Raw genomic sequence first — 25,117 nt, 5'->3', positions numbered from 1 at the left:
TAATTCTTGTGAGGAGGAAAAATGGATTTTGACAAATATATTAAAGGCAATGCACTTTTTATACATGGATGTGTTGCTGTAGATATAGTGGTTAAAGAGCTAGTAAGGTTTTTACAAAATGAAACACACATTACAGAACTTGGTCTAGAATGGTGTAAAATTGATGATGAAGATGCAAAAGAGTTAGCTAAGCTTACACATCTTACTTCACTTGATTTATCCATGAACAACATTAGTGATAAAGGTGCAAAAGCTTTAGCTAGTCTTACCAGTCTGACTAGACTTAACTTATTGAGTAACAATATTAGTGTTGAAGGTGCAAAAGCTTTAGCCAATGGCAAGCTTAAAAATCTCAAGCAGCTTAACTTAGAAAACAACAATATTGGTGATGAAGGTGCAAAAGCTTTAGCCAATGGTAAGCTTGAAAATCTCAAGCAGCTTAATTTAAAAAACAACAATATTGGTGATGAAGGTGCAAAAGCTCTAGCTAACGGTAATCTTACAAGTCTTGAATGGCTTAAATTATCATGTAACAAAATTGGTGGTAAAGGTGCAAAAGCTTTAGCTAATGGTAAGCTTGAAAATCTTAAATATCTTGATTTAACGCAAAATAATATTGGTGCTTCTGAAGGTGCAAAAGGGTTGGCTGAAGGTAATCTTATCAATCTTGTTCAACTTAATTTAACCCGGAATAAGATTGGTAAAAAGGGCGCAAAAGTTTTAGCCAATGGTAAGTTTGAAAATCTCGAGCAGCTTAACTTAGAAAACAACAATATTGGTGATGAAGGTGCAAAAGCTTTAGCTAATAACAATCTTACAAAGCTTGAATACCTTAGTTTAAAAGACAACTACATTCGTAATGAAGGTGCAAAAGCTTTAGCTAATGGTAACTTTACAAAGCTTCAACATCTTATCTTAACCGAAGGTGTTGGTGATGAAGTTAGAAAAGAGCTAGAAGCTAAGCTTACAAATTGTACTGTTGTTGTACATTACCATAATCAAAATCTACCATTCAGTCCTGAAAACAATAGCAAATATTATGCTGGCTACAGTACAGCAATTGGCTTATTTTTAGGTTTGAGCATAGCATATCTTGCAGGAGCTGCTGCTTTAACTCCTGTTGTTGCTGTTGCAGTATTTATTGCAGCCACTGTTGTTGGTGCACTGGTGGGTTATGGTATTGGAAAATTTTGTGAAAAGGTCAGTGAAGAGAAGCAAAATGATCCTGATATGAGTATGTGTACTGCAATTAAGAATGTCCTTATCCCTGAGTGTTTAATCCATAAGGTAGGCATTTAGTATTGACTTTACAACGATAGTCACTTTAAATTAGTAATTGTTGTTGCAGTTAAAGTATCGATGCCTTTTTTCTTTTATTTTTTCGCAATTCTTAGCATTTTATCTGCTGTTTGTGTAATTAGTGTAAGAAATCCTGTGCATGCAGTATTATTTTTAATTTTCACCTTCGTTAATTCTGCAGTTCTTTTTATTCTCCTTGGAGCTGAATTCATTGCTATGATGGTGCTGATAGTATATATCGGTGCGGTTGCAGTGTTATTCCTTTTTGTAGTTATGATGCTCGATATTGACTACATAAGGTTGCGCCAGGGTTTTGCGAAGCATTTCACTCCTGGTGCTATATTATGTGTTGTGTTTTTTCTGATTATCAGTTTTGTAATCCGCAGCTCAACGCTGAATATAAGTAATGTTATAAACTATAATGCCAATAACGTGAAAGCTATCGGTAATTTGCTCTACACTGACTACATGTACGCTTTTCATCTTTCTGGTATTCTGCTGCTTGTTGCAATTGTCGGTGCAATTGCTCTTACTTTGCAGGACAAGAAAAAGGAGTTAAAAAACAGAATGTATTAAAGCAATTGACACAATCTTCATCTGTAAAATTGGTTAAGGCTAAATTTGGAAAAGGAGTAGAATGGAAATAGGATTAAATCATTTTTTGATAGTTGCTGCTATTTTGTTCACTATTGGGGTGTGCGGTATTTTCATTAACCGTAAGAGCATAATCAATATACTGTTATCAATAGAAATATTATTGCTGGCGATTAACATCAATTTAGTTGCTTTTTCTGCCTTTATGAATGATATAGTTGGGCAAATTTTTGTGATGTTTGTGTTGACTGTTGCGGCAGCAGAGTCAGGAGTTGGGCTTGCAATATTGGTTGTATATTATAGAAGTCGTGGCAATATAGATGTTGAACAAGCGAACTTAATGAAAGAATGAAAGTATGATGGATATACTGAAATTAATAGTATTTTTGCCACTCTTTGGTTCGCTATTTGCAGCACTTTTTAGAAAAAGTCAGTTAGTTACAACGGCAGGGATTGGAATATCTGCAGTTTTATCTTGGTATGTTTTTCTCACCTTCTCTGAAAACTATCATTTAGTTTTATTTCCTTTGTTTTCATTAAGTGTATTAAAAGTAAATTGGGCAATTAGTGTGGATGCTCTCTCATCCTTAATGCTTATTGTTATTACCACCGTTTCACTAGTAGTCCACCTCTATTCTATCGGTTATATGGAGCATGATAAAGGGAAGTCGAGGTTTTTTTCTTACCTATCGCTATTTACGTTTTGCATGATTGTGCTGGTTGTAAGCGATAATTTCGTGCAGCTTTTTTTGGCTGGGAAGGGGTTGGCCTATGTTCTTATTTACTCATAGGATTTTGGTTCCAAAAATATTCTGCAAATAATGCAGCAATTAAAGCATTTGTTGTAAATAGGGTAGGAGACTTTGCACTATTAATTGGAATCTTTCTTATTTATTATACATTTCACTCTTTGAAATTTACTGAAGTTTTTGACACAGCTGATCTTCTTGGCGCACAGAACATTAGGGCATTCTGCTGTGAATTTAAAATAATTCATATAATATGCATATTACTTTTTATTGGCTGTATGGGTAAATCTGCACAGCTTGGTTTACATGTTTGGTTGCCAGATGCAATGGAAGGGCCAACCCCTGTTTCTGCACTCATTCACGCAGCAACGATGGTAACAGCAGGTATATTTTTAGTAGCAAAATGTTCTCCATTGTTTGAGCTATCAAATGTGGCACGAGAATTAATAGTTATTGTTGGGGCACTTACTGCTTTTTTTGCAGCTACGGTTGCGATTACTCAGAACGATATAAAAAAAATAATTGCTTATTCAACCTGCAGCCAACTTGGTTATATGTTCATGGCATGTGGGCTTTCTGCTTACAATGTTGCTATTTTTCATTTAATGACACACGCTTTTTTTAAAGCTCTACTATTTCTTGGTGCTGGCAATGTAATTCATGCAATGCATCATGAGCAAAACATTCAGAAAATGGGAAATTGCTGGAAGAAAATCCCTTGCACTTACACTCTCATGTGGATTGGGTCTCTTGCGCTTTCTGGAATATTTCCATTTGCAGGTTTTTACTCAAAGGATTTGATAATTGAACATGCTTATAGCACGGATAGCTTTGCTTTTGTAATAAGCTTAGTTGTTGCATTCTTCACAGCGTTTTACTCTTGGAGGTTATTGCTTCTTGTGTTCCATAGCCAAAAACAAAGTAAAATTAATATACATGAAGCACCGAAGATTATGCTTATACCATTACTGATACTTGCTTTTGGATCGGTATTTTCTGGAGTGTGGGGAGCAAATATTTTGAACATAACTAGTAATGCGTTTTGGAAATCAAGTTTAATGGTGATTGATGAGCATGGAGTTCATAATTTCTTTATAAAACTACTACCAACCTTGGCAAGCCTAAGTGGAATAGCTCTTGCGTACCTGATTTACCAATATCAAGTAATTAGGCAAATTAAGAGTAAATTTTTACTTAAGTTTTTGCAGAATAAATGGTACTTTGATGAGGTGTATGAGTTTGTTATAATTGCACCGATAAGGTTTATATCTAGGCTTCTATGGAAGTTTGATGTTAAGGCTATTGATTCATTTGGACCAAATGGTGTTGTAAGGTTGGTTAACGAATGTTCAAAAAGTTCTATAAAGTTACAAACTGGTTATATATTTGATTATGCATTTATTATGTTTGTTACTTTAATAATCGGTGCTTTATATATTATTGGAATTAAATAGAAGGTGTTGTTACTTAGTATATTCTTGCTTCCACTGATAGGAGCGTTGATTTTATCCTCGATCAGGATTAATCATCAATCTATACACTTAAGATTCCTTGCCCTATTTTTTGCTGTACTTCCATTTTTGCTTAGCATTGTAGCTTGTATAGAATTTGATTATAACAATGCGGACTTTCAGTTTGTCAGCTATCCAGTAAGAGATATTGGAATAGGGGTGGATGGAATATCGTTGCTTTTCCTTCTACTTACGACCTTCTTGTTTGTTATTTGTATGCTCTATAATTGCAAAATGAGTTATACGACCCTAAAAGCCTATATGGCATTATTTCTACTGCTTGAGAGTTTTGTAGTCGGTTTTTTCGTTTCACTGAATGCTATAAGCTTTTATGTGTTTTTTGAAGCTGTCTTAATACCAATGTTCTTTATTATTGGCATTTGGGGAGGGAAGCAAAGGATATATGCGACGTTTAAGTTATTTCTTTATACATTAACTGGCTCATTATTATTTCTACTTGGGTTGGTATACATCTATAGTGTTTTTGGAACGTTTAGTATACAAAAATTAGCTACATTAGTGCCAAGCCTTGATCTTGAAGTGCAGTCATTGCTGTGGATTGCATTTTTTATTTCTTTTGCAATAAAAGTACCTATGTTTCCATTTCACACTTGGCTTCCTGATGCGCATGTGCAATCACCAACTTCTGGGTCTGTGATTTTAGCTGGCTTGCTTATTAAAATGGGGGGATATGGATTTTTAAGGTTTTCTATTCCAATGCTTCCTCAGGCAAGTTTGTATTTTTCAAATTTCGTTGTTGTGCTGAGCATTATTGCGGTGATATATGCTTCTCTAGTTGCGTTTGCTCAAGATGATATAAAGAAGTTAATAGCTTATTCTTCAATAGCACATATGGGAATCGTTACCGCTGGCCTCTTTTCATTTTGTGAGGAAGGAGTACTGGGTAGCATATTTCAAATGATTAGTCATGGCCTTATTTCTGCTGCTTTATTTTTGTGTGTTGGAATGCTATATACTCGAACTGGAACTTTGGAGATTGCAAAGTACTTTGGCATAGTAAATACAATGCCAAAATTTGGTTTTATGTTCATTTTGTTTTCAATGGCTTCAATAGGGCTACCTGGAACATCTGGGTTCATAGGTGAGTTTTTGGCTATGGTTGGAATGTTTAAGAGCATAGGTTTTTTTACAGGATTTATCGCACTTGGCACTATTTTAAGCGCAGTTTATATGCTGAATTTATGTAAGCAAATAATATGGGGGGTTAGCTATTCTAAATTATTAAATAATCGCTTGGATAGCATAGAATTTTCTGTCTTAATTCTGCTTGCAGTGTTTGTTATTTTGCTTGGATTCTACCCAACCCTTGCACTGAATTATTTGAAGCCATGTATGGCAAATTTGTTAGTCAAATATAATGCGCTATGAATTATATACAGATATTGCCGGAAACGTTCTCTATTATCTCCTCGTTAGTGTTGCTACTGCTTGGAATTATATTTAACCGCCGAACTATCAACTTATTAGCACTTGGCTGCACAGTGGTAACTTTGATTATTTTAATTATTTCGGCAGAAAACAATGAAATTTTTCTCTTTAATTCGTTGTTAAAACTCAATTTATACATCAGGTCAGCCCAAGGGTTAATTCTCAGCACAGGAATTTTAATACTTTTGATGCTGAATTTATCAAAATATGACTATAAATATGAATTTTCAATACTGATTCTTTTTGCGCTATTTGGCATGATAACTTTGGTTTCAGCAAATAGTCTGATTTCTTTTTACTTAGCTTTTGAGTTGATGAGTATATCTTTATATGTTCTTGCGAGCTTTAATAAAGATTCAGCTTATTCATGTGAAGCAGGAGTGAAATATTTTACACTTAGTGCACTATCTTCCTGCATTATGCTATATGGAATGTCGCTGCTTTATGGATATACAGGACAAGTCAATTTCTCTGAGCTCTGTTCATTCTTGCAAAACCATCAGATAACTTATGGAATAGTTTTTGGGTTAGTTTTTATCCTTATTGGTTTGTGTTTCAAGCTTGCTATTGCTCCTTTTCATATGTGGGCTCCAGATGTCTATCAAGGTGCACCTACCATAGTAACTGCGTTTTTTTCTACGGCCCCAAAAGCTGCACTTGTAACATTTTTAATTCGATTGATGAATGAAGAGTTAGTAAATGTAAAAAGTTATGTTCAGCCTATTTTCTTATACGTTTCAGCATTGTCTGTGCTTATCTCAGCTTTTGGGGCCTTGCGTCAGCAAAACTTAAAAAGGCTGCTTGCTTACAGTTCAATTGGTCACATTGGTTTTATATTTGCTTCACTTTCTATTTTTACACAAGCAGGAACAGATAGTGCCTTAATGTATTTGGTGATATATATCATCACAAGCATAGGACTATTCTCATATCTCGTACAAATTGACGATGACGATTGTGATATTGCAAATTTATCTGGTATAGGGAAGAAACACCCAATTGTAGCATTTCATCTTTCTGTACTGTTACTCTCGATGTCGGGAATACCTCCACTTGCAGGTTTTATCGCTAAATTTTTTATATTCAAAAGTTTAATAAATTCTGGCTTTATCAGCCTGTCTTTGATCCTTGTAATAGCGAGTGTGATATCATGCTACTATTATTTAAATATCATGAAAGTTATGTATTTTGATAAAGCTAGTGGTAATAAGGTTGCTTATTCTAAGGGTCTATTCATTATCACTTCAGTGGCTTCACTTATCAACCTCGTTCTTTTCTTATACGTTTTACTCACTCATTGAACTAAAGGGCTGACAAGGTGATCCCTAAGGGCTTTCATATTCATCATTACAAAGAAGTTTCAAGCACTAACGAAGAAGCGTTAGATTTAATTGATAAAGGAATATCAAATGAAACTGTCATTATTGCTGATAAACAAACAGAAGGTAGGGGACGCACTGGAAAAAGCTGGATTTCTCCAGAGGGTAATCTCTATGCGAGTTTGATAATTAACCAAGAAACGGATGTCAGCAAATTGACAGAATTGACTTTTGTTACTGCTCTTGCTGTTGGCAACACGTTACTATCATTTATAAGTGACAGTAACGTTCAACATAAATGGCCAAATGACATTCTAATCGATGGCAAGAAAATAAGTGGAATATTGCTTGAAAAAAGATCCAATTCGAATTGGCTCATTATAGGAATTGGAATTAATGTCAATCATGCACCACTTCCAGGAACAACGTGCATTAGCAATTACGGTGAATCTGTGTCTAACATGGATCTGTTAAAGGAATTAATAATAAATTTTAATAAGCTAAGAAAGCAATGGCTATTTGATGGGTTTTATGCTATAAGAGAAATGTGGTTAAAAAAAGCATTCAAAATGAATGAGCAAATCAGTGTAAAGTTAGCTGACAAATTGTATGAAGGAATTTTTGCTGATATAGATAAAAGTGGTAAATTGGTGTTGCAGCAAAAGGATGGAAGCTTAATTTATTTTGATGCAGGTGAGTTATTTATTGATAATGCATTATGAATACATATGTAATTTTTGCTTACCTTATTAGTTTCACGCTGATTGCTGGAGAGCTAATTTTTACCATTTCTTGCTATATTAAAAGTAAAAAAATCTTAGAAAGCCTTAAAAGTAATAATGAAGAAGAAACATAAGCGATTACTTATAACTTCAGGAATTTTCTGCTTTTTAAGTTGTGCAGTTTTTTTTATTTTAACAACGCTCAAAGAAAATATCTCATTTTTCTATACAGTAAGTGAGGCAATAGTTTTACCAAATAATCAAAAGCCAATCCGTGTTGGTGGAATGGTTGTTGAAAATAGTGTGATACGGAGCGAAAGCGAAGTGATTTTTCAAATGACAGATTTTAATAAGAGCGTTATGGTGAAATATCAGGGAATACTTCCACCAATGTTTTCAGAAAAAAGTGGTGTTGTTGTGCAAGGTAAAATGTTTGATAATAGTACTTTTCTTGCAGATACAGTGTTTGCAAAACATGATGAGAACTATATGCCGAAAGTTTTAAAATAGATTCCCTAATTCAGCTGTATTGAAACGATATGTAGAGAGTAACAGCCTGCTAGCAAGCTGTTACTTTCCTAACTACTATAATATATCAGAGTGAGTTGGCGCTTCCCATTCATCTATGTTATCACCACCAGTTGTTCCTGTTTTTAATTTTCCAACCTCTTCGTTTAGGTTGTCAAAGTTTTCTTTCAAAAATTTAAGATCCTTCTTATTATCCATAACTAGCTCTTCAACCCTATTTGAATTATCATACAATTCATCCATATAATCTTGATGACCTTTCAACACGTCATTCAATTTAGGAACAAATGTGTCATTTAAATCTTTGACTAGTTTATCTAGAATTTTGTGGACGTAATCGACCGACGCATTCTTTTCTTTATTGCCTTCAAAAGATTTAGGCTTAATTTTGACCTCTATGTCATTTATTATTCTACGATTGGTACCGCTCATTCTGCTTGTTACTCCAAAGTTGCTTTCGCTTTCTTTTACACTGTAATTACTCATATTAACTCCTATAAAAAATTAGAATTTAAAACTAACTAGTTACCTTGAAATGGTATGTGAAAAAAGTAATAGCCCACTGGGCTATTACTTTTTCTTATTTTTGCTAATTATTAGCTATTTTCTATCCTAGTGGATTTAACTCTGGAGAAAAAAAGGTGTTGGGATTTGTTATGTCAGAATCCGTGAATGAATCTACTTCATCTCTCAATTTATCGATTTTCCCAATTAAACCTGAATCTTTATCACCAATTTCCTTCTTTATTGTAGATAAGTGCTGTGTGGTTTGGCTTACTACATTATTGATATGTTTTATTATGGGATTGACTGATTCTACAAATGTGTCAGCTTTTACCATCCCTTTAGTTCCTGTTATCTCTTTTAATGGTGCCTCAATTAACTCCACATTAAATTTTTTATCTTCTGTTGAATTATTCATGTTTATTAACTCCTTAAATAATAATATTAAAAATAATGTTATTCATTATCTTCTGTAATCTGCTAAACAGATATGGAGTAATCCTGAACAGTATAAGCATCATTACTGTTAAGGTAATACTCTTCATTTACTACAGAAGAATGTTGATAGCTAAATTGATTGGGGTTAACTATATCATCACCTTCCAGCAATTCCTTAAGTTCTTCAAGTTTTTCTTTCATTTCCTCTTGTTTCTTGTTTTGTTCATCAAACTTCTCTTTTAATGCATCAATAATAGCTTTAGACTGATCTTGATTGCTGAGATCACCAATCACAGCTGTCACTTTCTCATAAGGCAGTTTGTGAATGATGTCTTTAAGCTCTTCTGCGCCTATGTTATCCAAAAGTTCTTTAAACTGCTCATTAGACATATTGCGAGCAAAAGCTTGAAGTTTGTCTGGGTTATCAACTAAAGACTTAATGATAATCTGAATCTTATTAGGATTAGTTAAATCTCGAGCTACTATTGCAAGTTTCTTGTGGTCTAGCTTATTAATTAAATCATGTAATCTATCTCCTTCTAAATTGTGTACTAGGGCTGGAAGTCGATTTTTCAACGTTTCGTCCAAAATAGTGTTTATACTTTTCTCATCTGCATCTTTTATTAGTTCTACAAACTGATCATTGCTTATTGTCTTGATAGCCTCCAGAAACTGATTCATTTTAAGGTGAGGGAAAATTTCTTTTACTTGGTCTAGATTTAAGTCTTTCACTAGGTTTGTAAGCTGATTTTTATCTAAAAGAGGAACAATTATTTGTAACTTTTCTGGATTTAGTTCCTGAGCAAGGGTTTTTAGCTGGTGATTGGTTAGATGATCCACTAAAGCTTGGAGTTGTTCATCCATTAAGTTCTCTGCTAAGACCTGCAACTGGTTTGAATTTAGTTCAGGAATTATTTTTTGCAGCTGCTCATTCGTTAAATTCTGTGCTAAAATCTGGAGTTGATTTGAATTCAGTTCAAAAATTATTTTTTGCAGTTGAATAGGTATATCAAGTAACATATTATTCACTATTTCCTTTATTTCCCCTGCATTACAAGGTGCTACGTTTTTTTGCAGCGCTGTATTGTAAGGTGAATCGATAATATTTCCTTTTTTATCTGAGAAATAGTATTTACCACTTTCGTCTCGCGTTACGTATTGATACGATACAGCTTGTGCAAGAAAATCCACACTACTGTATCTTTCACTGTTATCTCCTACACTAGTTACTACGTTTACTAGCTGATCATTAAGGTATATAAGAGAATTATTAGTGGCATCTCGGTTATACCAGTTATTAGCGTTCAGACTTTGTCCCGATTCATTAAGACAAGTATACATTCCGTTATGAAATTGACAGAAGTTTACGTTTAGTGTTAGCACCTCTTCACTTTTATCATTCAGCGGTATAAAAGCAAGTTTAGCAATTTTGTATGGTCTACTCACATCAGCATTATCTCTGCCAGAAAAAGAGGTTCCTAAACAAACATTTTTGCCTGGATAGCATGTCATTCCTTCGCTTATCACAAGAGACTTTCCAGGTACCATCTTAAAAACATGCTTTTTTCCACTCATAGGCATTACCAATAAATTAACTGTTAGTATTCTAACATTTATTGATTAATTTATTATTAAATTGGTATATATTAGAATTATAATAACAAACATTACTTGCATAAAGAAAAGTTACAGAAAGAGGGATTTTTTAGGGAACTAGTATAAAATACTAATGGGCTAAAATAAGCTGACTTTATGATATGCTAGAACCTATATTGGTGGAGGCAAGCGGGATCGAACCGCTGACCTTCTGCGTGCAAAACAGATGCTCTACCAGCTGAGCTATGCCCCCAATTCTTGCTTAAAGCATAAATCACTCAGGCTGAAATGCAAGAAATATTTATCTGTTATAGCTAAACTGACTTAGATTTACTGACAATTTGAAAAACCGTCATTCCGCTGCGTGTTAGCGGAATCTATCTGCAGCAGTGTGACGTGTTAGCTATAGGCTATTGCTAAGCATTATAATAGTGCACAAATTCTGCAGGGTATATACAGTTTTCTATTTTTCTTATCTCCTTAGCGTTATACTTCACACCATCCAATAAAAATTTTTTAAATTATCCATAGATTTTTTAACTAAATTATCACTAACGCAGTATATTATATAATTTATTTAACCACACATGAAAATTTTAGTTTGATTAAAACGGATAAAAACTGTATTGATGTTTAGTATAGCTGAAAAATGAAATGATCCCGTAGCTCAGCCGGTAGAGCAACTGACTTTTAATCAGTGGGTCACGCGTTCGAATCGCGTCGGGATCACTCACAAATTTTGAAAAACATGCTAAAAGAACAAGACAAAATATTCACCAACCTAAATGGTAAAGAAACTCCACTACTTAAGGGTGCAAAAAAACGTGGTAGCTGGCAAAAAACAAAGGAGTTACTAGATTTAGGATCAGAAAAGATCATTGATGAAGTAAAGAAATCTGGTTTGAGAGGTCGAGGGGGTGCAGGATTTTCCACCGGCCTTAAGTGGAGCTTTATGCCCAAAAATCTCCCAAAAGCATATTTAGTAGTCAATGCAGATGAGTCAGAACCTGGTACATGTAAAGATAGAGATATATTGCGATATGAGCCACATAAGTTACTTGAGGGAATTCTCCTAGCCGGCAAAGCGATCAGCGCATCAGTTGCGTATATTTATATCAGGGGTGAATTTTATAATGAATATTTAGTTCTAAAAAAAGCACTTGAGGAAGCCTATAAAGAAAACTTAATTGGAAAAAATGCCTGCAAATCAGGTTATGATCTTGATGTGTTTATCCATAGGGGTGCAGGAGCTTACATATGTGGGGAAGAAACAGCTCAACTCGAATCAATTGAAGGAAAAAAGGGCTTTCCTCGCATGAAACCTCCATTTCCCGCAGGTGTTGGACTTTTTGGCTGTCCAACCACAATAAACAACGTTGAAACTATAGCCATGGTTCCAGATATTCTAAATCGCGGAGGAGAATGGTTTGCATCTCTTGGTAAACCAAATAATACTGGTACTAAGATTTTTTGTATTTCAGGACATGTAAACAACCCGTGTAATGTTGAAGAAGAGCTCGGAATTCCACTACGTGAATTGATTGAAAAATACGCAGGTGGAGTGCGAGGGGGTTGGGATAATTTACTTGCTGTAATACCTGGTGGGTCTTCAGTGCCATTAATTCCAAAATCTATATGCGATACTATTGAAATGGATTTTGATTCATTAAGAACCGCACAATCAGGGCTTGGTACTGCTGCTGTAATAGTGATGGATAAATCAACTGATATAATAGCTGCAATAGAGAGGTTATCACACTTTTACATGCATGAGTCCTGTGGACAATGCACACCATGCCGTGAAGGTACTGGATGGATGTGGAGGATTATGAAGAGGATGGTGGCAGGAGATATTAAGCCTGATGAAATAGATAAGCTGCTTGACCTTACAACTCAAATAGAAGGACATACAATTTGCGCGCTTGGTGATGCTGCAGCTTGGCCGATTCAAGGATTAATAAGACATTTTCGCCATGTTATCAAAGAGAGAGCGATAATTTAACTCTACTTATACTTCTTAAGCCGTTTTGCTACTTAGCAACCAAAGTTAAAAAATATTGATTTCCTTCTCTTTTAGGTGCTAATTCTACCTTTGCAATATCTTCAGTGTCTCTAATTAGCCGTTCTAATTTTTCCAGTCCAACTTCAGTGTTTATAAGCTCTCTCCCTCTAAATCTCATTGTAACTTTAATTTTATGTCCATGCACAAGAAAATCCATTGTTTGACGCAATTTTGTTTCGTAGTCGTGATCACCAATATTGGGACCCAGTTTAACTTCTTTTATAGTTAATGCTTTTTGTTTCTTTTTTGCTTCACTTGCCTTCTTTTTTGCATCATATTTTTGTCTGCTGTAATCCAGAACTTTACATACTGGAGGAGTTGAATCAGGTGCAATTTCCACCAAGTCTAAACCGACATTCTGAGCAGATGCCAAAGCTTGTTCTATTGGCACAATTCCGACCATTTCACCACTGTGATCAACTAAGCGTACCTCCTTAGCTGTGATGAGTTCATTAATTCTATTTTTATTGTTCTTTTTTATTTGCAAACTTTAACTCCCTTAATTCAAATTAACACTTTTTAACAGCGATTCAGTAGCCTTTTCCAAAGAAAAAGACTCCTGTCTTTCTGATCCTAAATTTCTCACTGACACAGTTTTACTTGTAACTTCATTTTTGCCTATAATCCATAATATAGGAACCTTGTTTGAACTATGCAAACGTATCTTATAACTAATTTTTTCATTGGTCAAATCAGTCTTGACTCTCACACCTTGTTCTTTTAAAATATTGCTAATTTCTGTGGCGTAACCGTCAGCTTCATTTGTAATGGTCAGAATAGCAAGTTGCGTTGGAGCAAGCCAAACTGGAAATTTTCCTGCATAATTTTCTATCAAAATTCCGATAAAACGCTCAAAAGTCCCAAGAATTGCCCTATGTAACATGACAGGGTGATGCTTGTGCCCATCTGCCCCTATATAAAAAGCTCCCAGACGTTCTGGTAAAATGAAATCAACTTGTAATGTTCCACATTGCCAATTTCTGCCTATTGCGTCTTTCAAAACGAACTCTAACTTTGGACCATAAAATGCACCTTCACCAGGGCTCAGTTCATAACTCAAGCCCGCTTCTTTAACGGCTTCAAGCAGCGCTTTTTCAGCTCTATCCCACACTTCATCATTACCGGCTCTAATATCTGGACGGTCTGAAAACTTCACAGAAATTTCATTGAATCCAAGCTCTGAATATACTTCTTTTAAAAGGTCACAAAACTTTACAGTTTCAGAATTTACTTGTTCTTCCATACAAAAAATGTGTGCATCGTCTTGCGTAAAACCACGCACTCGCATCAGTCCGTGCAATGAGCCTGAGCTTTCATTTCTATGGCATGTACCAAACTCTGCCATACGTATTGGTAGATCACGATAGCTTCTCGTGTGAGAATTAAAAATCTGCACATGACAAGGACAATTCATAGGTTTTATTGCTAGCTTTTTGCTTTCAGATTCATCAACAATGAACATATTTTCACGAAATTTATCCCAATGTCCCGACTTTTCCCACAGTTCTTTACTTACCAAAATAGGAGTTTTTACTTCAAAATAGCCATTATTTATCAATTTCTTTCTTATATAAGACTCAAGAACATTATATAGAGTATATCCTTGTTCATGCCAAAAAACCTGCCCGACAGCTTCCTCTTGGATGTGAAATAAATCCATATCCTTAGCAATTTTGCGGTGATCACGTTTTTCTGCTTCTTTGAGACACTCAAGGTAAGCGTTTAATTCATCCTTATTTCTCCATGCGGTGCCATATATTCGCTGTAACATTGGACCCTTAGAATCACCACGCCAGTATGCTCCTGCAACTTTCATAAGCTTAAACGCTTTGACTCTGCCAGTTGAAGGAGAATGTGGACCGCGGCATAAGTCAACAAAATCGCCTTGTCTATAAACAGTTAGGTTTTCACTCTCTGGTATAGAGGATATAATTTCAACCTTATATTTTTCGCCTATACCACTAAAGAAATCAACTGCCTGCTTGCGAGTCCAAACCTCTCGAACAAATCTGTGATTACTTTTTACAATCTCTTTCATTTTCTTTTCTATTGCAGCAAGATCATCCGTAGTGAAGGTACGATCTGTAGCAAAATCATAGTAAAAACCGTCCTGAATTGTTGGGCCAATAGTAATCTGAGTATTAGGAAATAGCTCTTTCACTGCCTGCGCCATTATATGAGCAGCATCGTGCCTTATTATGTCCAAACCCACTTCGTCACTCAGTTGTATCACCTCTATCTCTGTATCAGATTCAATTTCACGTGAGAGATCATACAACTCACCGTTTACTTTCAATGCAACTGCTTCTTTCAAAGCATCCAGTTGTAATATATCAAAGCCAGTGACTTTATCGTCATATTCTTCTATTCTTTTTTCAGCTGGAAAAGTAATTTTAATCATTTATCGACCCTTTTGTCTAACCCTCTCTTTGTCATCCCAGTGCGTGACACTGGGATCCATCTTATTTTTATAATGGAAATTAGTTTAACGTATGCTCCTAAAATCTGTTGTCCATTGCACAATTTACAAATATTTTTATACCTGGATCCCAGTGTCACGCACTGGGATGACAAAAAAAGGAACACTGAAATGACAGAAAAACAGCACCTGGGTAACAGAGGAATGATTTGAAAGCTATAAATTTTTAACATCAGTAGTACGGTCTATTCTTTTTTAACCTGAGTGCAATTGCGTCTTCCCAAACTTCACCATTACGCAATAACTTTTCTTTATTGTACATTAGCTCCTCTCTTGTTTCAGTAGCAAATTCAAAGTTAGGACCCTCCACAATTGCATCAACTGGACATGCCTCTTGGCAAAGTCCGCAGTATATGCATTTTGTCATATCAATATCATAGCGCGTGGTGCGACGACTACCGTCTTCTCTTTCCTCTGCTTCAATAACTATTGCTTGAGCAGGGCAGATAACTTCGCATAATTTACAAGCTATGCATCGTTCTTCACCGTTTGGATACCTACGCAACGCATGCTCACCACGAAACCTTGGACTTAAAGGGCCCTTCTCCATAGGATACCTCAAAGTAACCTTTGGCTTAAACATATATTTTAATGTAATAACAAACCCTTTAATTAACTCTACAAAAGACCAATACCAAGCTAATTTCTTGAGCATAAAATATTTAAAACCTATGTTGATAATTATAAATCATATTATCAGTTTTCAAAATAAATATTTTCACCTGAGTGACCTTTGCAGTTTTTTATATAATGTATTTATTAATATGATATTACTATAAACTAGCAAGATAGATAAAAATTTTGAATATTTTCAAATTAGGTATTTTGGTTTCTTAAGTGTAATATTGCTAAGTAGTTTATATAAATAATGACAAACACAAATGAAACTATTTTCGCTTTATCGACCGTATTGGGTAAGTCAGGAGTTGCAGTAATCAGAATTTCAGGCAACTACGCGCTTAAAGCTTTAAATCATTTTCATATTAAGAAAGAAATTAAACCAAGATTTGCTACTTTAGTTGATCTATATGATGATTCCAATCAATTGATAGATAATGGAATAATCATCTATTTCCCTGCTCCAAACAGTTTCACTGGCGAGAACGTTATAGAGTTACAAGTGCATGGAAGCAAGGCAGTCATAAAAATCATCTTGGAGGAATTATCAAAAATTTTCGTTATGGCCAAGCCTGGAGAATTCTCACTTAGGGCTTTTCTAAATAGTAAATTTGACTTAACGCAAATAGAAGGGATTGCAGACTTAATTGATGCTGAGACGAAAATGCAAGCTAAACAAGCGATTAAGCAGATATCGGGAGAATTGGAGAGACTATACAGCAATTGGAGGCAAAGATTAATAACGATACAATCCAAAATCGAAGCATATATAGACTTTCCAGAGGACATTTGGGCAGAAAAAAGTGAATTGAAAAAAATTAATAATGAAGTGCAATCTCTCGTGCAGTTGATACAAGAGCATTTAAATGATAATAGACGGGGCGAAAGGTTGCGTGAGGGTTTACATATTGTAATAACTGGTGAACCAAATGTCGGTAAATCAACTCTATTTAATTTCTTAGCCAAGCGTGATATTGCTATTGTTTCTGAATATGCAGGCACAACAAGAGACGTGCTTGAAGCTCATATTGACATTGGCGGATACCCAATCATTCTCTCTGATACTGCTGGAATTCGTGAGAGTTCAGACCCGATAGAATCAGAAGGCATAAGTCGAGCAAAAAGAGGTCTTTTGAAGCTGATCTAAGAATAGAACTATTTCCTTTTGAACAACGTTATAATATCAATTGCAACGTTGTAAATAGCGATACTATTTATGTATTGAGCAAAGCTGACGATGCAATTAATGACAGAAATATACTGATTGGCGATGTAGATTTTCTACCTATTTCTATTTTAAAGGGAATAGGTACAAACAAGTTGATCTCTCTCATAAAAAAGAAGGCAGAGGAAAAATTTGGGCATGATAGAGACACTCCTGTGATTACTCGGCAAAGACATAGGAGTCACATGCAGAAAGCACTGGAACATTTACAACGTTTTAATATCGATAATCCAATTGAGTTGATATCTGAAGATTTGAGGCTTGCTGCATTTGAACTTGGTGCGGTGATTGGAATTATTAATGTTGAGGAAATATTGAGTAGTGTGTTTAGCAACTTTTGCGTGGGCAAGTAAAGCTTTTATAGATTGCTTAAAATCAAATGTTGTGATAGAAAAGAAATGGACGGATGGCCGAGCGGTTTAAGGCACCAGTCTTGAAAACTGACGTACGTGATGAGCGTACCATGGGTTCGAATCCCATTCCGTCCGCACAGCATCCCGCGATGTTAGCTGATTTTTAGAGCTTATTTGGACTATGTGGTTCATAACGCTGGAAATCTTATCTAATCTAGCCACATCTTTTAAAAATACATCCCTTTGTAAATTGACCTTATTAGCGAAGAAAGCTAATATCTATAAATAGATTACCATCTGAATATGAAAACCGATATAGTAATAATAGGTGCAGGGCCTATTGGAATATTCACTGCTTTTCAAGCGGGAATGCTTGATATGAGATGTCATATAATAGATGTTTTGGATCAAGCAGGAGGACAATGCACAGCTCTTTACCCAGAAAAGCCAATATATGATATACCTGGTTATCCTGTAATTACTGCCCAAAAATTAATTGAGCAATTAATGGAGCAAGCTTCACCATTTGAGCCTGTTTACCATTTAAGTCAAAAAGTGGAAAAGATTTCGAATAACTGTGATCAAAGCTTTACTATCATAACTAACACAGGTACAGAGGTAAAATGTAAGGCTGTTATTGTTGCTGCAGGTAACGGAATGTTTGAACCTAACCGTCCACCCTTAAGTGGTATATTAGAATATGAAAATCAATCTGTATTTTACAGTGTAAATAAAATTTCTGATTTTCAGGACAAAACTATAGTCATTGCAGGGGGGGTGATTCTGCAGCTGATTGGACTGTAGAACTTTCTAAAGTTGCAAAGAAAATTTATGTGATACATAGAAGAAAGGAATTTCGCTGCACTCCTGAAACTAGAAATAAATTAGAATCACTTGAAAATGATGGAAAGATAGAACTGGTAGTGCCATATCAATTACACGAACTAGCAGGAGGTAATGGGCAGTTGAGCGCAGTGATAGTAAAAAACATTGCCTCTAAGGAAGAAAAAGAAATATCCGCTGATTCTTTGCTGCCATTTTTTGGATTGTCAATGAATCTTGGTCCAATAAACAGTTGGGGTATAGAGTTAGAACATGGCCGCATAATTGTCGACCCAGCTACACTTAGAACCAGTAGAGATAGAATATATGCAATCGGAGATATAGCTACTTATCCAGGCAAACTCAAGTTGATACTAAGTGGTTTTGCCGAGAGTGCCATGGCTTGTTATGACATATACAAAGTAATCCACAACTCTCCAGTCAATTTTCAATACTCGACTTCAAAGGGAATTCACGGAAAAGAAAAACTTACTTGACACCCTTCGCCAGCCCCCTTATCATGAAACTGAAGGTATTCAGTTATCTTCATCTGTGCAGATTAAACAGCAAGAAAACAACGTAGTTGGCGTCTTATTTTTAATTTTTTGCACTATGTGCACCTTATGTCTTCACAATATTTCTAGGTTTTTACCTATATAAGCTGAAACGCGCTTATAAGTCGTTTAAGACAGTATAGTACGCCAATTTGCAGGATTAGGGAGTGAACACTAATTACCACGGGGTTTCTTTTGCCTTTTTTTCTGCTTAGTAAATTTCTTAAACATTTAAACTAAGGTTAGTTGCATTTAAAAGCAGCTAAATTGCAGTGTTTAAGGCTTAAAAAACGCCAATACTGAAAATAGACAATGACTAGGGCTTCTTTTGCCTTTTTTTTCGTTTAGTAAATTTCTTAACGTTTGTAGCTAAACGACAACCGTCATCCCGCTGCTTGTTAGCGGCCAGAGATACCGTGACGATATGATGTAGGACTGCTGTCATCCCGCTACGTGTTAGCGAGATACCGCGAATGAATCGCGGTATGACGGTGTAGATGATGGTTAAGTATCCCGCTACTTGTTAGCGGCTAAGAGATACCGCGGCGGTATATTCGTCATCCCGCTGCTTGTTAGCGGGATCTCTTGTTAGCGGCTGAGATACCGCGGCGGTATGACGGTTAATTATTCTGCGGCGGTATGACGTAGGGTTGCACTAGCTATATCATGCATTTTATTAACCGACACTATAAACAACATCCTTACAATTATGAGATTGGACTACAACTTGCTCAAGCGTTAAGCTGCTGCGTTTAGCATCTTTACTGTGGTTTTCTCCAAGAACCTCTGTTCTTTCTTGTTTTATTTCTTCAATGAATTTCTTGTTAACGCTTTCAGTGTTAATCTTTTCCTGAGAATAATAAGGTTAGTGCAATTTGTTTTGTTATAATAATGCACGCCAAAACATACAACTAATAATGCAAGTACACCTGAGCCTATAAGCAATGATAACCCTATGTTATTAGTCAAAGGGTTTTGGTAAAATTTTTGTACGTTATTAACACCGCCTTCCGCGTACAGCAATAAAGGAAGTGCTATATTTGCAGCAACTACACCGGTCAGTAATGCAGTAAATAGTGGCCTATTGTTAATTACTGATTCTATTTTATTAGTTCTACTAATTACTTTTTCATCAATGTTAATGAAGTCGTTTTTAGATTCCCAAGCATTAAATATAAAATTTGAATGAGTGTTGTTGTTATACTCTAATCTTACAGATTTTATAGCTTTATTTTCTGGCTGATGCTTTAACACCTCATCTAAAATTCCATCCGCATTTTTTTCTTGAGTTTTATGCTCTGCAGTATCTCTAAATTGCCTTATTGCAAAAAGTATTGGACTAATTGCAAGCAACGCAGCAAGTGCGATAACTGGTATAGTGATATATTTTGGGCTGTTTGTAAAAAATGCAATAAATTTTGCTTTATCTTGTAAGTATAATAAAGCTGCAGATGTGCCAAGTATAATAGCACTTGCACCAAAAATTATAAAGCCCTTCTGCTGCATGGCATATTTTGCTCTTGGCCAGGATCTGTTTGTTTTTTTATTTGTTGTACTACCTATATCAGAATTTAGTGACAAAGACTCTTCAGAGTCATCTTTGCTTTTATACGATGGTGGAGGAGTTGGAAACGTACCTGGACTTTTAATATCCTGAGGATTCGGTATAGGTTCTCCAATCCATTTTTCTACTTTGCCTAAATAACCATCATCCGCTGCTCCGTCTGTTCCTGTTGTTGGCTCACTAGATACATTAATCCCTTTAAATGCAATATTGTTTATTTCCTCTTCCCTGACATCAACTTCCGCTATTTCTTGATCTATATTTTCTAAGAGACCCTTCATATCTTTTTCTAATAATCCTTCCTTGATGCTTTTATAAAAGTCATCAGCAGGATTAATGCCCCGCTGATTACCATCAACTAACATGACTTTTTGCGGTAACATACCTTTGTCTTTCTTATATGCTTTTAAAAGAGATAAAACACATAGATGTTTTCCAATTTGTGGATCTTGAGGCTCATTCATTCTTTTAGCTACTTCTGCTGAATTTAGTGGATCTTGACGCTTAGTCGTTCCTCCAACTACTTTAATACCTTGTGCCTGCTCTTCTGTTAAGCCTAAATGATTTTTCACTACATACTCTACTGCTTTTATGTATTTTGCAGACGATACAATAGCAACTTCTACTCCGCTTGAAAGTGCAGAATCTAATACAGACCTTAGCTTTTCTTTATTTTTGATTCCCGAGCCTTCCTTTTGTAAAAATTCTTCTATTTTTTCTTTAATTACTGCTTTTTCTTTGCCAGAATCATAATCATCATATCCCTTGGATGTAAAGAAATTGCACATAGACTTATTTGTAATTGTTTGATCAAAGTCAAATATTAATAGTGCATTCTCTTCAGACGATGGTAGATTCGTTACTGGTCCCATATTTACTCCAAAATTAATTACTATGTTGTGTTGATTACGCTATAGTTATTAAGATGTAGTAAATACCAGTTTACGGATAATTATGAAAAATTTAGTATAGAAATTGCCTATCAAAGATTCTTTCATTGAGTGAGTCGTCTTTGTCAAAAAGCAGAGTGATTGTGTTCTCATGGTCTTTTTGTATTTTTATCTGTGATATATTATGAAACTCTTTGTAATCTGATACTACAAGCGCTGGACGATTTTTTGTGTCGTTAATGTCAATTTGTACGATCGTATCATTTGAGATTAGTGCTCCATTCCAATGCCTTGGGTAATAGCTATTGATGGAGGTCAGTGCAAGTAAGTTTGAATTTAGTGGCAAGATTGGGCCACCGGCAGAGAAGTTATATGCAGTGCTGCCTGTGGGAGTAGATAATATTACTCCATCCCCTCTAAATTTTTCTACTTTTAGTTTATCATTAATAGTAATATTCATCTCTACTATTTGGTTTGCTTTCCTAAAAACATATACTTCGTTTACCGCTATATAGTGGTATTTCTTGCCACTTGTGTCTGTTGCTTCCATTTTTAGTAAAGTTAACTGAGTTGAAGTTGCGTGCTCTATATGATCAATTAAATCTTCACTGCGGCTAAAGCATTTATTCATCAAAAACCCAACATTGCCAGTGTTTACTCCGTATACGTGTGTGTTTTTGTTTTCTATAACGTAATTATGCAAGGTGCGTAGCATAAAGCCATCACCGCCAACAACTATCAATAGATCGATTTCGGACTTATTTTCTTCTGTTATATTGATAAAATTAAGTTTCTTTAATAGTTTAGATACTTCCTGCGATTTTGGTGACTCAGAAGCGATATAGCCTATATTTTTGTATTTATGCATGCTTCACTCTGAAAAAGAAGCGAAAAACTAGAAAATATCCCCATATTTATCGTTAAACTTAGCTAATTTGCTAGTTTTACTTGCTGACCCGCTTGTCAAACTTCCAGTCCATGCAGGGTGAGTGAGAGGATCCCTATCAAGTTTTATCTTATCACCTTCCTTTCCATAAGTGGAACGAGTTTCAAACTCTTGACCATCTGTCATGACTATAGTAACCTTATGATAATCAATTTCTGCCATTGTTGCTTATAAACTTTTAGTCAGTTAATATTCTAGTGAACTTAATTCACTAAGTCAATCATTATTCTAAAATATTGACAAAAAATAAATAAAATGTTATACTTAATAAGGAATAAATAATAGTTATCATGATTTTTGCTTTCCCTGGTCAGGGCTCTCAGTTTGTAGGAATGGGAAAGAGCTTATATAGTGAGTTTTCCGTTGCAAGACAAGTATTTAATGAAGTGGATAGCATATTGGGTAGAAAGCTGTCTCATTTAATCTTCAACGGTCCTATTGAAGAATTAACCATTACAGAAAACGCTCAGCCAGCTATAATGGCAGTGTCAATCGCGACGCTACGCGTTATCGAGCATGTGTTTGGTGAATCTCTTTTTCTAATTATGGAATTAAATATGTTTGTGGACATTCAGTCGGTGAATATACAGCGCTATGTGCTGCAGGGGCATTGACTCTTGAGTCTGCAATCAAGCTGCTGAAAGTTCGCAGCGAAGCAATGCATGAAGCTTCTTTGAAATGTGAAGGGGGAATGGTTGCGTTGCTTGGAGCAGAGATAAATGAAGTGGAAGATATATTGAAATCAGTTCAAATTGACGGAATTTGTGAAATTGCAAACGATAACGGTGGCGGACAAGTGGTTATAAGTGGTACTAGAGAGGGTCTTGAAATATTACCCGATTTGCTCAAGAACTTGAACATCAAGAGATTAGTTAAGTTACAGGTTAGTGGACCTTTTCACTCATCTCTTATGAAACCTGCTGATGAAAAAGTTTTGGAATTTTTGGAGGGTATTAAAATAACCCGTCCTATAGTTCCTTTGATATCAAATGTTACAGCTAAAGAGGAGAGTGATCCCAAAGTTATAAAAGCTTTACTTGCTAAACAAGTCATAAGCAGAGTGAAATGGAGAGAAATGGTTTTGTATATGGCAAGCCGTGGCATTAACAAATTTGTTGAAATTGGCCCTAATAAAGTTTTATCTAATTTAGTCAAAAGGATTGACCAATCTATCAGTACAAAAAGTATAGGTAATATTGGTGATATAGACAGCTTCTTTAATGAATCATTAGTACTAACAGCGAAAAATTTAAAAGTTGGGTTAAGTTAAAACACATCTATTTGCCAGCGCATGACGCTGCCTAGCTGGAATGACAGAGGGTAATGCAAGAAATCAACGAACTGCCTGTCATTTCATCCGGTTTCTTAATTCCAAGTAGCTGTAAAATAGTGGGAGCGATATCAGATAATCTTCCGTCTCTTAGTTTTAGATTATCGCAAGACACAATAAATGGCACTTTATTTAGAGTGTGCGCTGTATGAGGTGTATTATTTTCTTCATCGAACATACATTCCACATTACCATGGTCTGCAGTAACAATTAATGCAGTGTTGCTTGACTTTTTAACAGCACTCAGCACTTTCGCAAGACAATCATCTACAGCTAGCACAGCTTTCTCGGCTGCTTTTATATTACCTGTATGCCCTACCATATCAGGATTAGCGTAATTTACAACTATCAGTGCGAATTCTTGGGAGTGAATTTTTTCTACAAGCTTTTCTGTGAGCTCAAAGGCTGACATTTCGGGCTGCAAATCATAAGTTTGAACTTTTGGTGAGGGAATGAGTATTCTTTCTTCACCAGAGAAAGGTTCTTCTTTTCCACAATTGAAAAAGAAAGTCACATGAGCGTATTTTTCGGTTTCGGCGATGCGTAATTGTTGCAATTTATTGTCTTCTATTGTTTGTCCTAAAGTGTTAGCAAAAGATATAGGAGGAAAAATATAAGGAATTTTAAGATCTTCTTTATACTTCATCATACTTAGAATTGAAGAAAATGGTTTTCGTTTACGACCTTCTGTCGTACGAGTAGTTTGACCATAGATTCCAGCGTCACGCGCTGGAATGACACCTGATTGGTTTAGTAAAATACTTGCTAATTGTATCATTCGATCAGCACGAAAGTTAGCCAACAGCACTCCATCTTCTGGTTTTATACCTTGATAGTCACCTATTACTGCGGGCCTGACAAACTCATCAGTTATGTTATTTTGATAATTTTCATCAATCAACGATACTGCATTATCATGACGAGGTGCCTTTGCAAATGCGATAGCCTCATAAGCTTCAATTGTTCTCTCCCACCTGTTATCACGGTCCATAGCATAGTAACGCCCAGAAACAGTAGCAATTCTTATGTCATTTCCCTTTATACTCTTTATAAATTCTTGAATGCATTTTTTTCCTGAATTTGGTAATGTGTCTCTGCCATCTAAAAATGCATGTATCACCACTTTGATTCCATGCTGTGATATTTTATTTGCTAAAGTCGAAATATGCTTTTGATGCGAATGAACACCGCCATCTGACACTAATCCCACCAGATGGCATACTCCGTTCTTACTTTTTAGATTACTAATAAAGCTTTGTAGATTTGCATTGTTTTCTATTGTTCCAATTTCTTGATTAATGCGCTGAAGGCTTTGCATTACTACTCTACCACTGCCAATATTCATATGGCCAACTTCTGAATTACCTATTTGACCACCAGGTAACCCAACATCAGTTCCACAGGCGGACAAACTGCATTTTGGATAATTAGAGCTAATATATTGCCAACAGGGTGGATTTGCGTTGCTAATAGCATTATATTTACTGCTTTCTACTCCATTTCCCCAGCCATCTAGTATACATAAGACAACTGATTTAATGCCCATATAAGATTAACACTAGAAT

Annotated in this window: 19 protein-coding genes, 3 tRNA genes and 5 pseudogenes; 15 read left to right on the top strand and 12 right to left on the bottom strand. The window is 35.4% G+C overall.

The window, feature by feature from the left end; genetic code table 11:
• Nucleotides 1-21: 21 nt before the first annotated feature.
• From NMD99_RS07200 to ccmE, 9 genes and pseudogenes are all read left to right on the top strand, one after another.
• Nucleotides 22-1,299 carry a leucine-rich repeat domain-containing protein gene (locus NMD99_RS07200; protein WP_265016509.1) on the top strand — a complete coding sequence of 426 codons (1,278 nt, stop codon included), beginning with the start codon at nt 22-24 and terminating at the stop codon, nt 1,297-1,299.
• 60 nt (nt 1,300-1,359) lie between these two features.
• A pseudogene (locus NMD99_RS07195) lies at nt 1,360-1,946 on the top strand (NADH-quinone oxidoreductase subunit J).
• Complete coding sequence (nuoK, locus tag NMD99_RS07190; protein WP_019236815.1) at nt 1,937-2,245, top strand: NADH-quinone oxidoreductase subunit NuoK; 309 nt, start codon at nt 1,937-1,939, stop codon at nt 2,243-2,245. Before NMD99_RS07195 ends, nuoK begins: the two are co-directional and overlap by 10 nt.
• 4 nt (nt 2,246-2,249) lie before the next feature.
• Nucleotides 2,250-4,096: pseudogene (gene nuoL / locus NMD99_RS07185) on the top strand (NADH-quinone oxidoreductase subunit L).
• Nucleotides 4,097-4,099: 3 nt separating this feature from the next.
• Nucleotides 4,100-5,542, top strand: coding sequence for a complex I subunit 4 family protein (locus tag NMD99_RS07180; RefSeq protein WP_253309434.1), 1,443 nt, complete (start codon nt 4,100-4,102; stop codon nt 5,540-5,542).
• Nucleotides 5,539-6,903, top strand: a complete 1,365-nt coding sequence (locus tag NMD99_RS07175) for an NADH-quinone oxidoreductase subunit N (protein WP_265045032.1) — start codon at nt 5,539-5,541, stop codon at nt 6,901-6,903. Before NMD99_RS07180 ends, NMD99_RS07175 begins: the two co-directional genes overlap by 4 nt.
• 17 nt (nt 6,904-6,920) lie before the next feature.
• Entirely contained in the window at nt 6,921-7,643 is a 723-nt protein-coding gene (locus tag NMD99_RS07170) for a biotin--[acetyl-CoA-carboxylase] ligase (protein WP_253309436.1), read from the top strand.
• Nucleotides 7,640-7,777, top strand: a complete 138-nt coding sequence (locus NMD99_RS07165) for a CcmD-like small membrane protein (RefSeq protein ID WP_253309437.1) — start codon at nt 7,640-7,642, stop codon at nt 7,775-7,777. Before NMD99_RS07170 ends, NMD99_RS07165 begins: the two co-directional genes overlap by 4 nt.
• The gene (ccmE, locus tag NMD99_RS07160) at nt 7,761-8,153 is read left to right on the top strand and encodes a cytochrome c maturation protein CcmE (protein WP_253309438.1); all 393 of its coding nucleotides are present in this window, start codon (nt 7,761-7,763) and stop codon (nt 8,151-8,153) included. The genes NMD99_RS07165 and ccmE overlap by 17 nt, the downstream gene beginning before the upstream one ends.
• A 75-nt stretch (nt 8,154-8,228) precedes the next feature.
• On the opposite strand, the gene NMD99_RS07155 is transcribed toward ccmE, so the two are convergent.
• From NMD99_RS07155 to NMD99_RS07140, 4 genes are all read right to left on the bottom strand, one after another.
• Nucleotides 8,229-8,657, bottom strand: a complete 429-nt coding sequence (locus tag NMD99_RS07155) for a hypothetical protein (protein ID WP_253309439.1) — start codon at nt 8,655-8,657, stop codon at nt 8,229-8,231.
• Between the two features lie 121 nt (nt 8,658-8,778).
• A complete protein-coding gene (locus tag NMD99_RS07150; protein ID WP_253309440.1) occupies nt 8,779-9,093 on the bottom strand; it encodes a hypothetical protein in 315 nt (104 codons plus the stop codon).
• Nucleotides 9,094-9,155: 62 nt separating this feature from the next.
• Nucleotides 9,156-10,688: an MgtE intracellular N domain protein gene (locus NMD99_RS07145; protein ID WP_309166039.1), complete on the bottom strand. Its 1,533-nt coding sequence runs from the start codon at nt 10,686-10,688 to the stop codon at nt 9,156-9,158.
• A gap of 198 nt (nt 10,689-10,886) precedes the next feature.
• A tRNA-Ala gene (locus NMD99_RS07140) sits at nt 10,887-10,962 on the bottom strand.
• 403 nt (nt 10,963-11,365) lie between these two features.
• Here NMD99_RS07140 and NMD99_RS07135 point away from each other — a divergent pair.
• Together NMD99_RS07135 and nuoF are read left to right on the top strand one after the other, a co-directional pair.
• Nucleotides 11,366-11,438, top strand: a tRNA-Lys gene (locus NMD99_RS07135).
• Between the two features lie 19 nt (nt 11,439-11,457).
• Nucleotides 11,458-12,711: an NADH-quinone oxidoreductase subunit NuoF gene (gene nuoF / locus NMD99_RS07130; protein ID WP_253309962.1), complete on the top strand. Its 1,254-nt coding sequence runs from the start codon at nt 11,458-11,460 to the stop codon at nt 12,709-12,711.
• A 28-nt stretch (nt 12,712-12,739) separates the two neighbouring features.
• Here the strand turns inward: nuoF and infC are convergent, their stop codons facing one another.
• The 4 genes from infC to nuoI form a co-directional block, all read right to left on the bottom strand.
• Complete coding sequence (infC, locus tag NMD99_RS07125; protein ID WP_253309442.1) at nt 12,740-13,258, bottom strand: translation initiation factor IF-3; 519 nt, start codon at nt 13,256-13,258, stop codon at nt 12,740-12,742.
• Nucleotides 13,259-13,270: 12 nt separating this feature from the next.
• A complete protein-coding gene (gene thrS / locus NMD99_RS07120; protein WP_253309443.1) occupies nt 13,271-15,172 on the bottom strand; it encodes a threonine--tRNA ligase in 1,902 nt (633 codons plus the stop codon).
• Entirely contained in the window at nt 15,169-15,345 is a 177-nt protein-coding gene (locus NMD99_RS07115; protein ID WP_309166037.1) for a hypothetical protein, read from the bottom strand. The genes thrS and NMD99_RS07115 overlap by 4 nt, the downstream gene beginning before the upstream one ends.
• A 77-nt stretch (nt 15,346-15,422) precedes the next feature.
• Complete coding sequence (gene nuoI / locus NMD99_RS07110) at nt 15,423-15,905, bottom strand: NADH-quinone oxidoreductase subunit NuoI (RefSeq protein WP_038199316.1); 483 nt, start codon at nt 15,903-15,905, stop codon at nt 15,423-15,425.
• A gap of 213 nt (nt 15,906-16,118) precedes the next feature.
• Between nuoI and mnmE the strand changes: the two are divergent.
• From mnmE to NMD99_RS07095, 3 genes and pseudogenes are all read left to right on the top strand, one after another.
• Nucleotides 16,119-17,446, top strand: a pseudogene (gene mnmE, locus NMD99_RS07105) (tRNA uridine-5-carboxymethylaminomethyl(34) synthesis GTPase MnmE).
• Between the two features lie 47 nt (nt 17,447-17,493).
• Nucleotides 17,494-17,581, top strand: a tRNA-Ser gene (locus NMD99_RS07100).
• A gap of 168 nt (nt 17,582-17,749) precedes the next feature.
• Nucleotides 17,750-18,765, top strand: a pseudogene (locus NMD99_RS07095) (NAD(P)/FAD-dependent oxidoreductase).
• A gap of 858 nt (nt 18,766-19,623) precedes the next feature.
• On the opposite strand, the gene NMD99_RS07090 reads toward NMD99_RS07095, so the two are convergent.
• The 3 genes from NMD99_RS07090 to rpmE form a co-directional block, all read right to left on the bottom strand.
• Nucleotides 19,624-21,258 carry a hypothetical protein gene (locus NMD99_RS07090; protein ID WP_309166032.1) on the bottom strand — a complete coding sequence of 545 codons (1,635 nt, stop codon included), beginning with the start codon at nt 21,256-21,258 and terminating at the stop codon, nt 19,624-19,626.
• 91 nt (nt 21,259-21,349) lie between these two features.
• The gene (locus NMD99_RS07085; RefSeq protein ID WP_264688435.1) at nt 21,350-22,144 is read right to left on the bottom strand and encodes an NAD kinase; all 795 of its coding nucleotides are present in this window, start codon (nt 22,142-22,144) and stop codon (nt 21,350-21,352) included.
• Nucleotides 22,145-22,171: 27 nt separating this feature from the next.
• Nucleotides 22,172-22,384: a 50S ribosomal protein L31 gene (gene rpmE / locus NMD99_RS07080; protein ID WP_253309449.1), complete on the bottom strand. Its 213-nt coding sequence runs from the start codon at nt 22,382-22,384 to the stop codon at nt 22,172-22,174.
• A gap of 128 nt (nt 22,385-22,512) precedes the next feature.
• Here rpmE and fabD point away from each other — a divergent pair.
• A pseudogene (gene fabD, locus NMD99_RS07075) lies at nt 22,513-23,492 on the top strand (ACP S-malonyltransferase).
• 31 nt (nt 23,493-23,523) lie between these two features.
• On the opposite strand, the gene gpmI reads toward fabD, so the two are convergent.
• Nucleotides 23,524-25,098 (bottom strand): 2,3-bisphosphoglycerate-independent phosphoglycerate mutase, encoded by a 1,575-nt coding sequence (gpmI, locus tag NMD99_RS07070; RefSeq protein ID WP_264688433.1) that lies wholly within the window; start codon nt 25,096-25,098, stop codon nt 23,524-23,526.
• Nucleotides 25,099-25,117: the final 19 nt, after the last annotated feature.

The sequence above is a fragment of the Wolbachia endosymbiont of Listronotus oregonensis genome, assembly GCF_031205055.1.
Lineage (GTDB): Bacteria > Pseudomonadota > Alphaproteobacteria > Rickettsiales > Anaplasmataceae > Wolbachia.
This window is presented reverse-complemented; position numbering and strand designations above follow the sequence as displayed.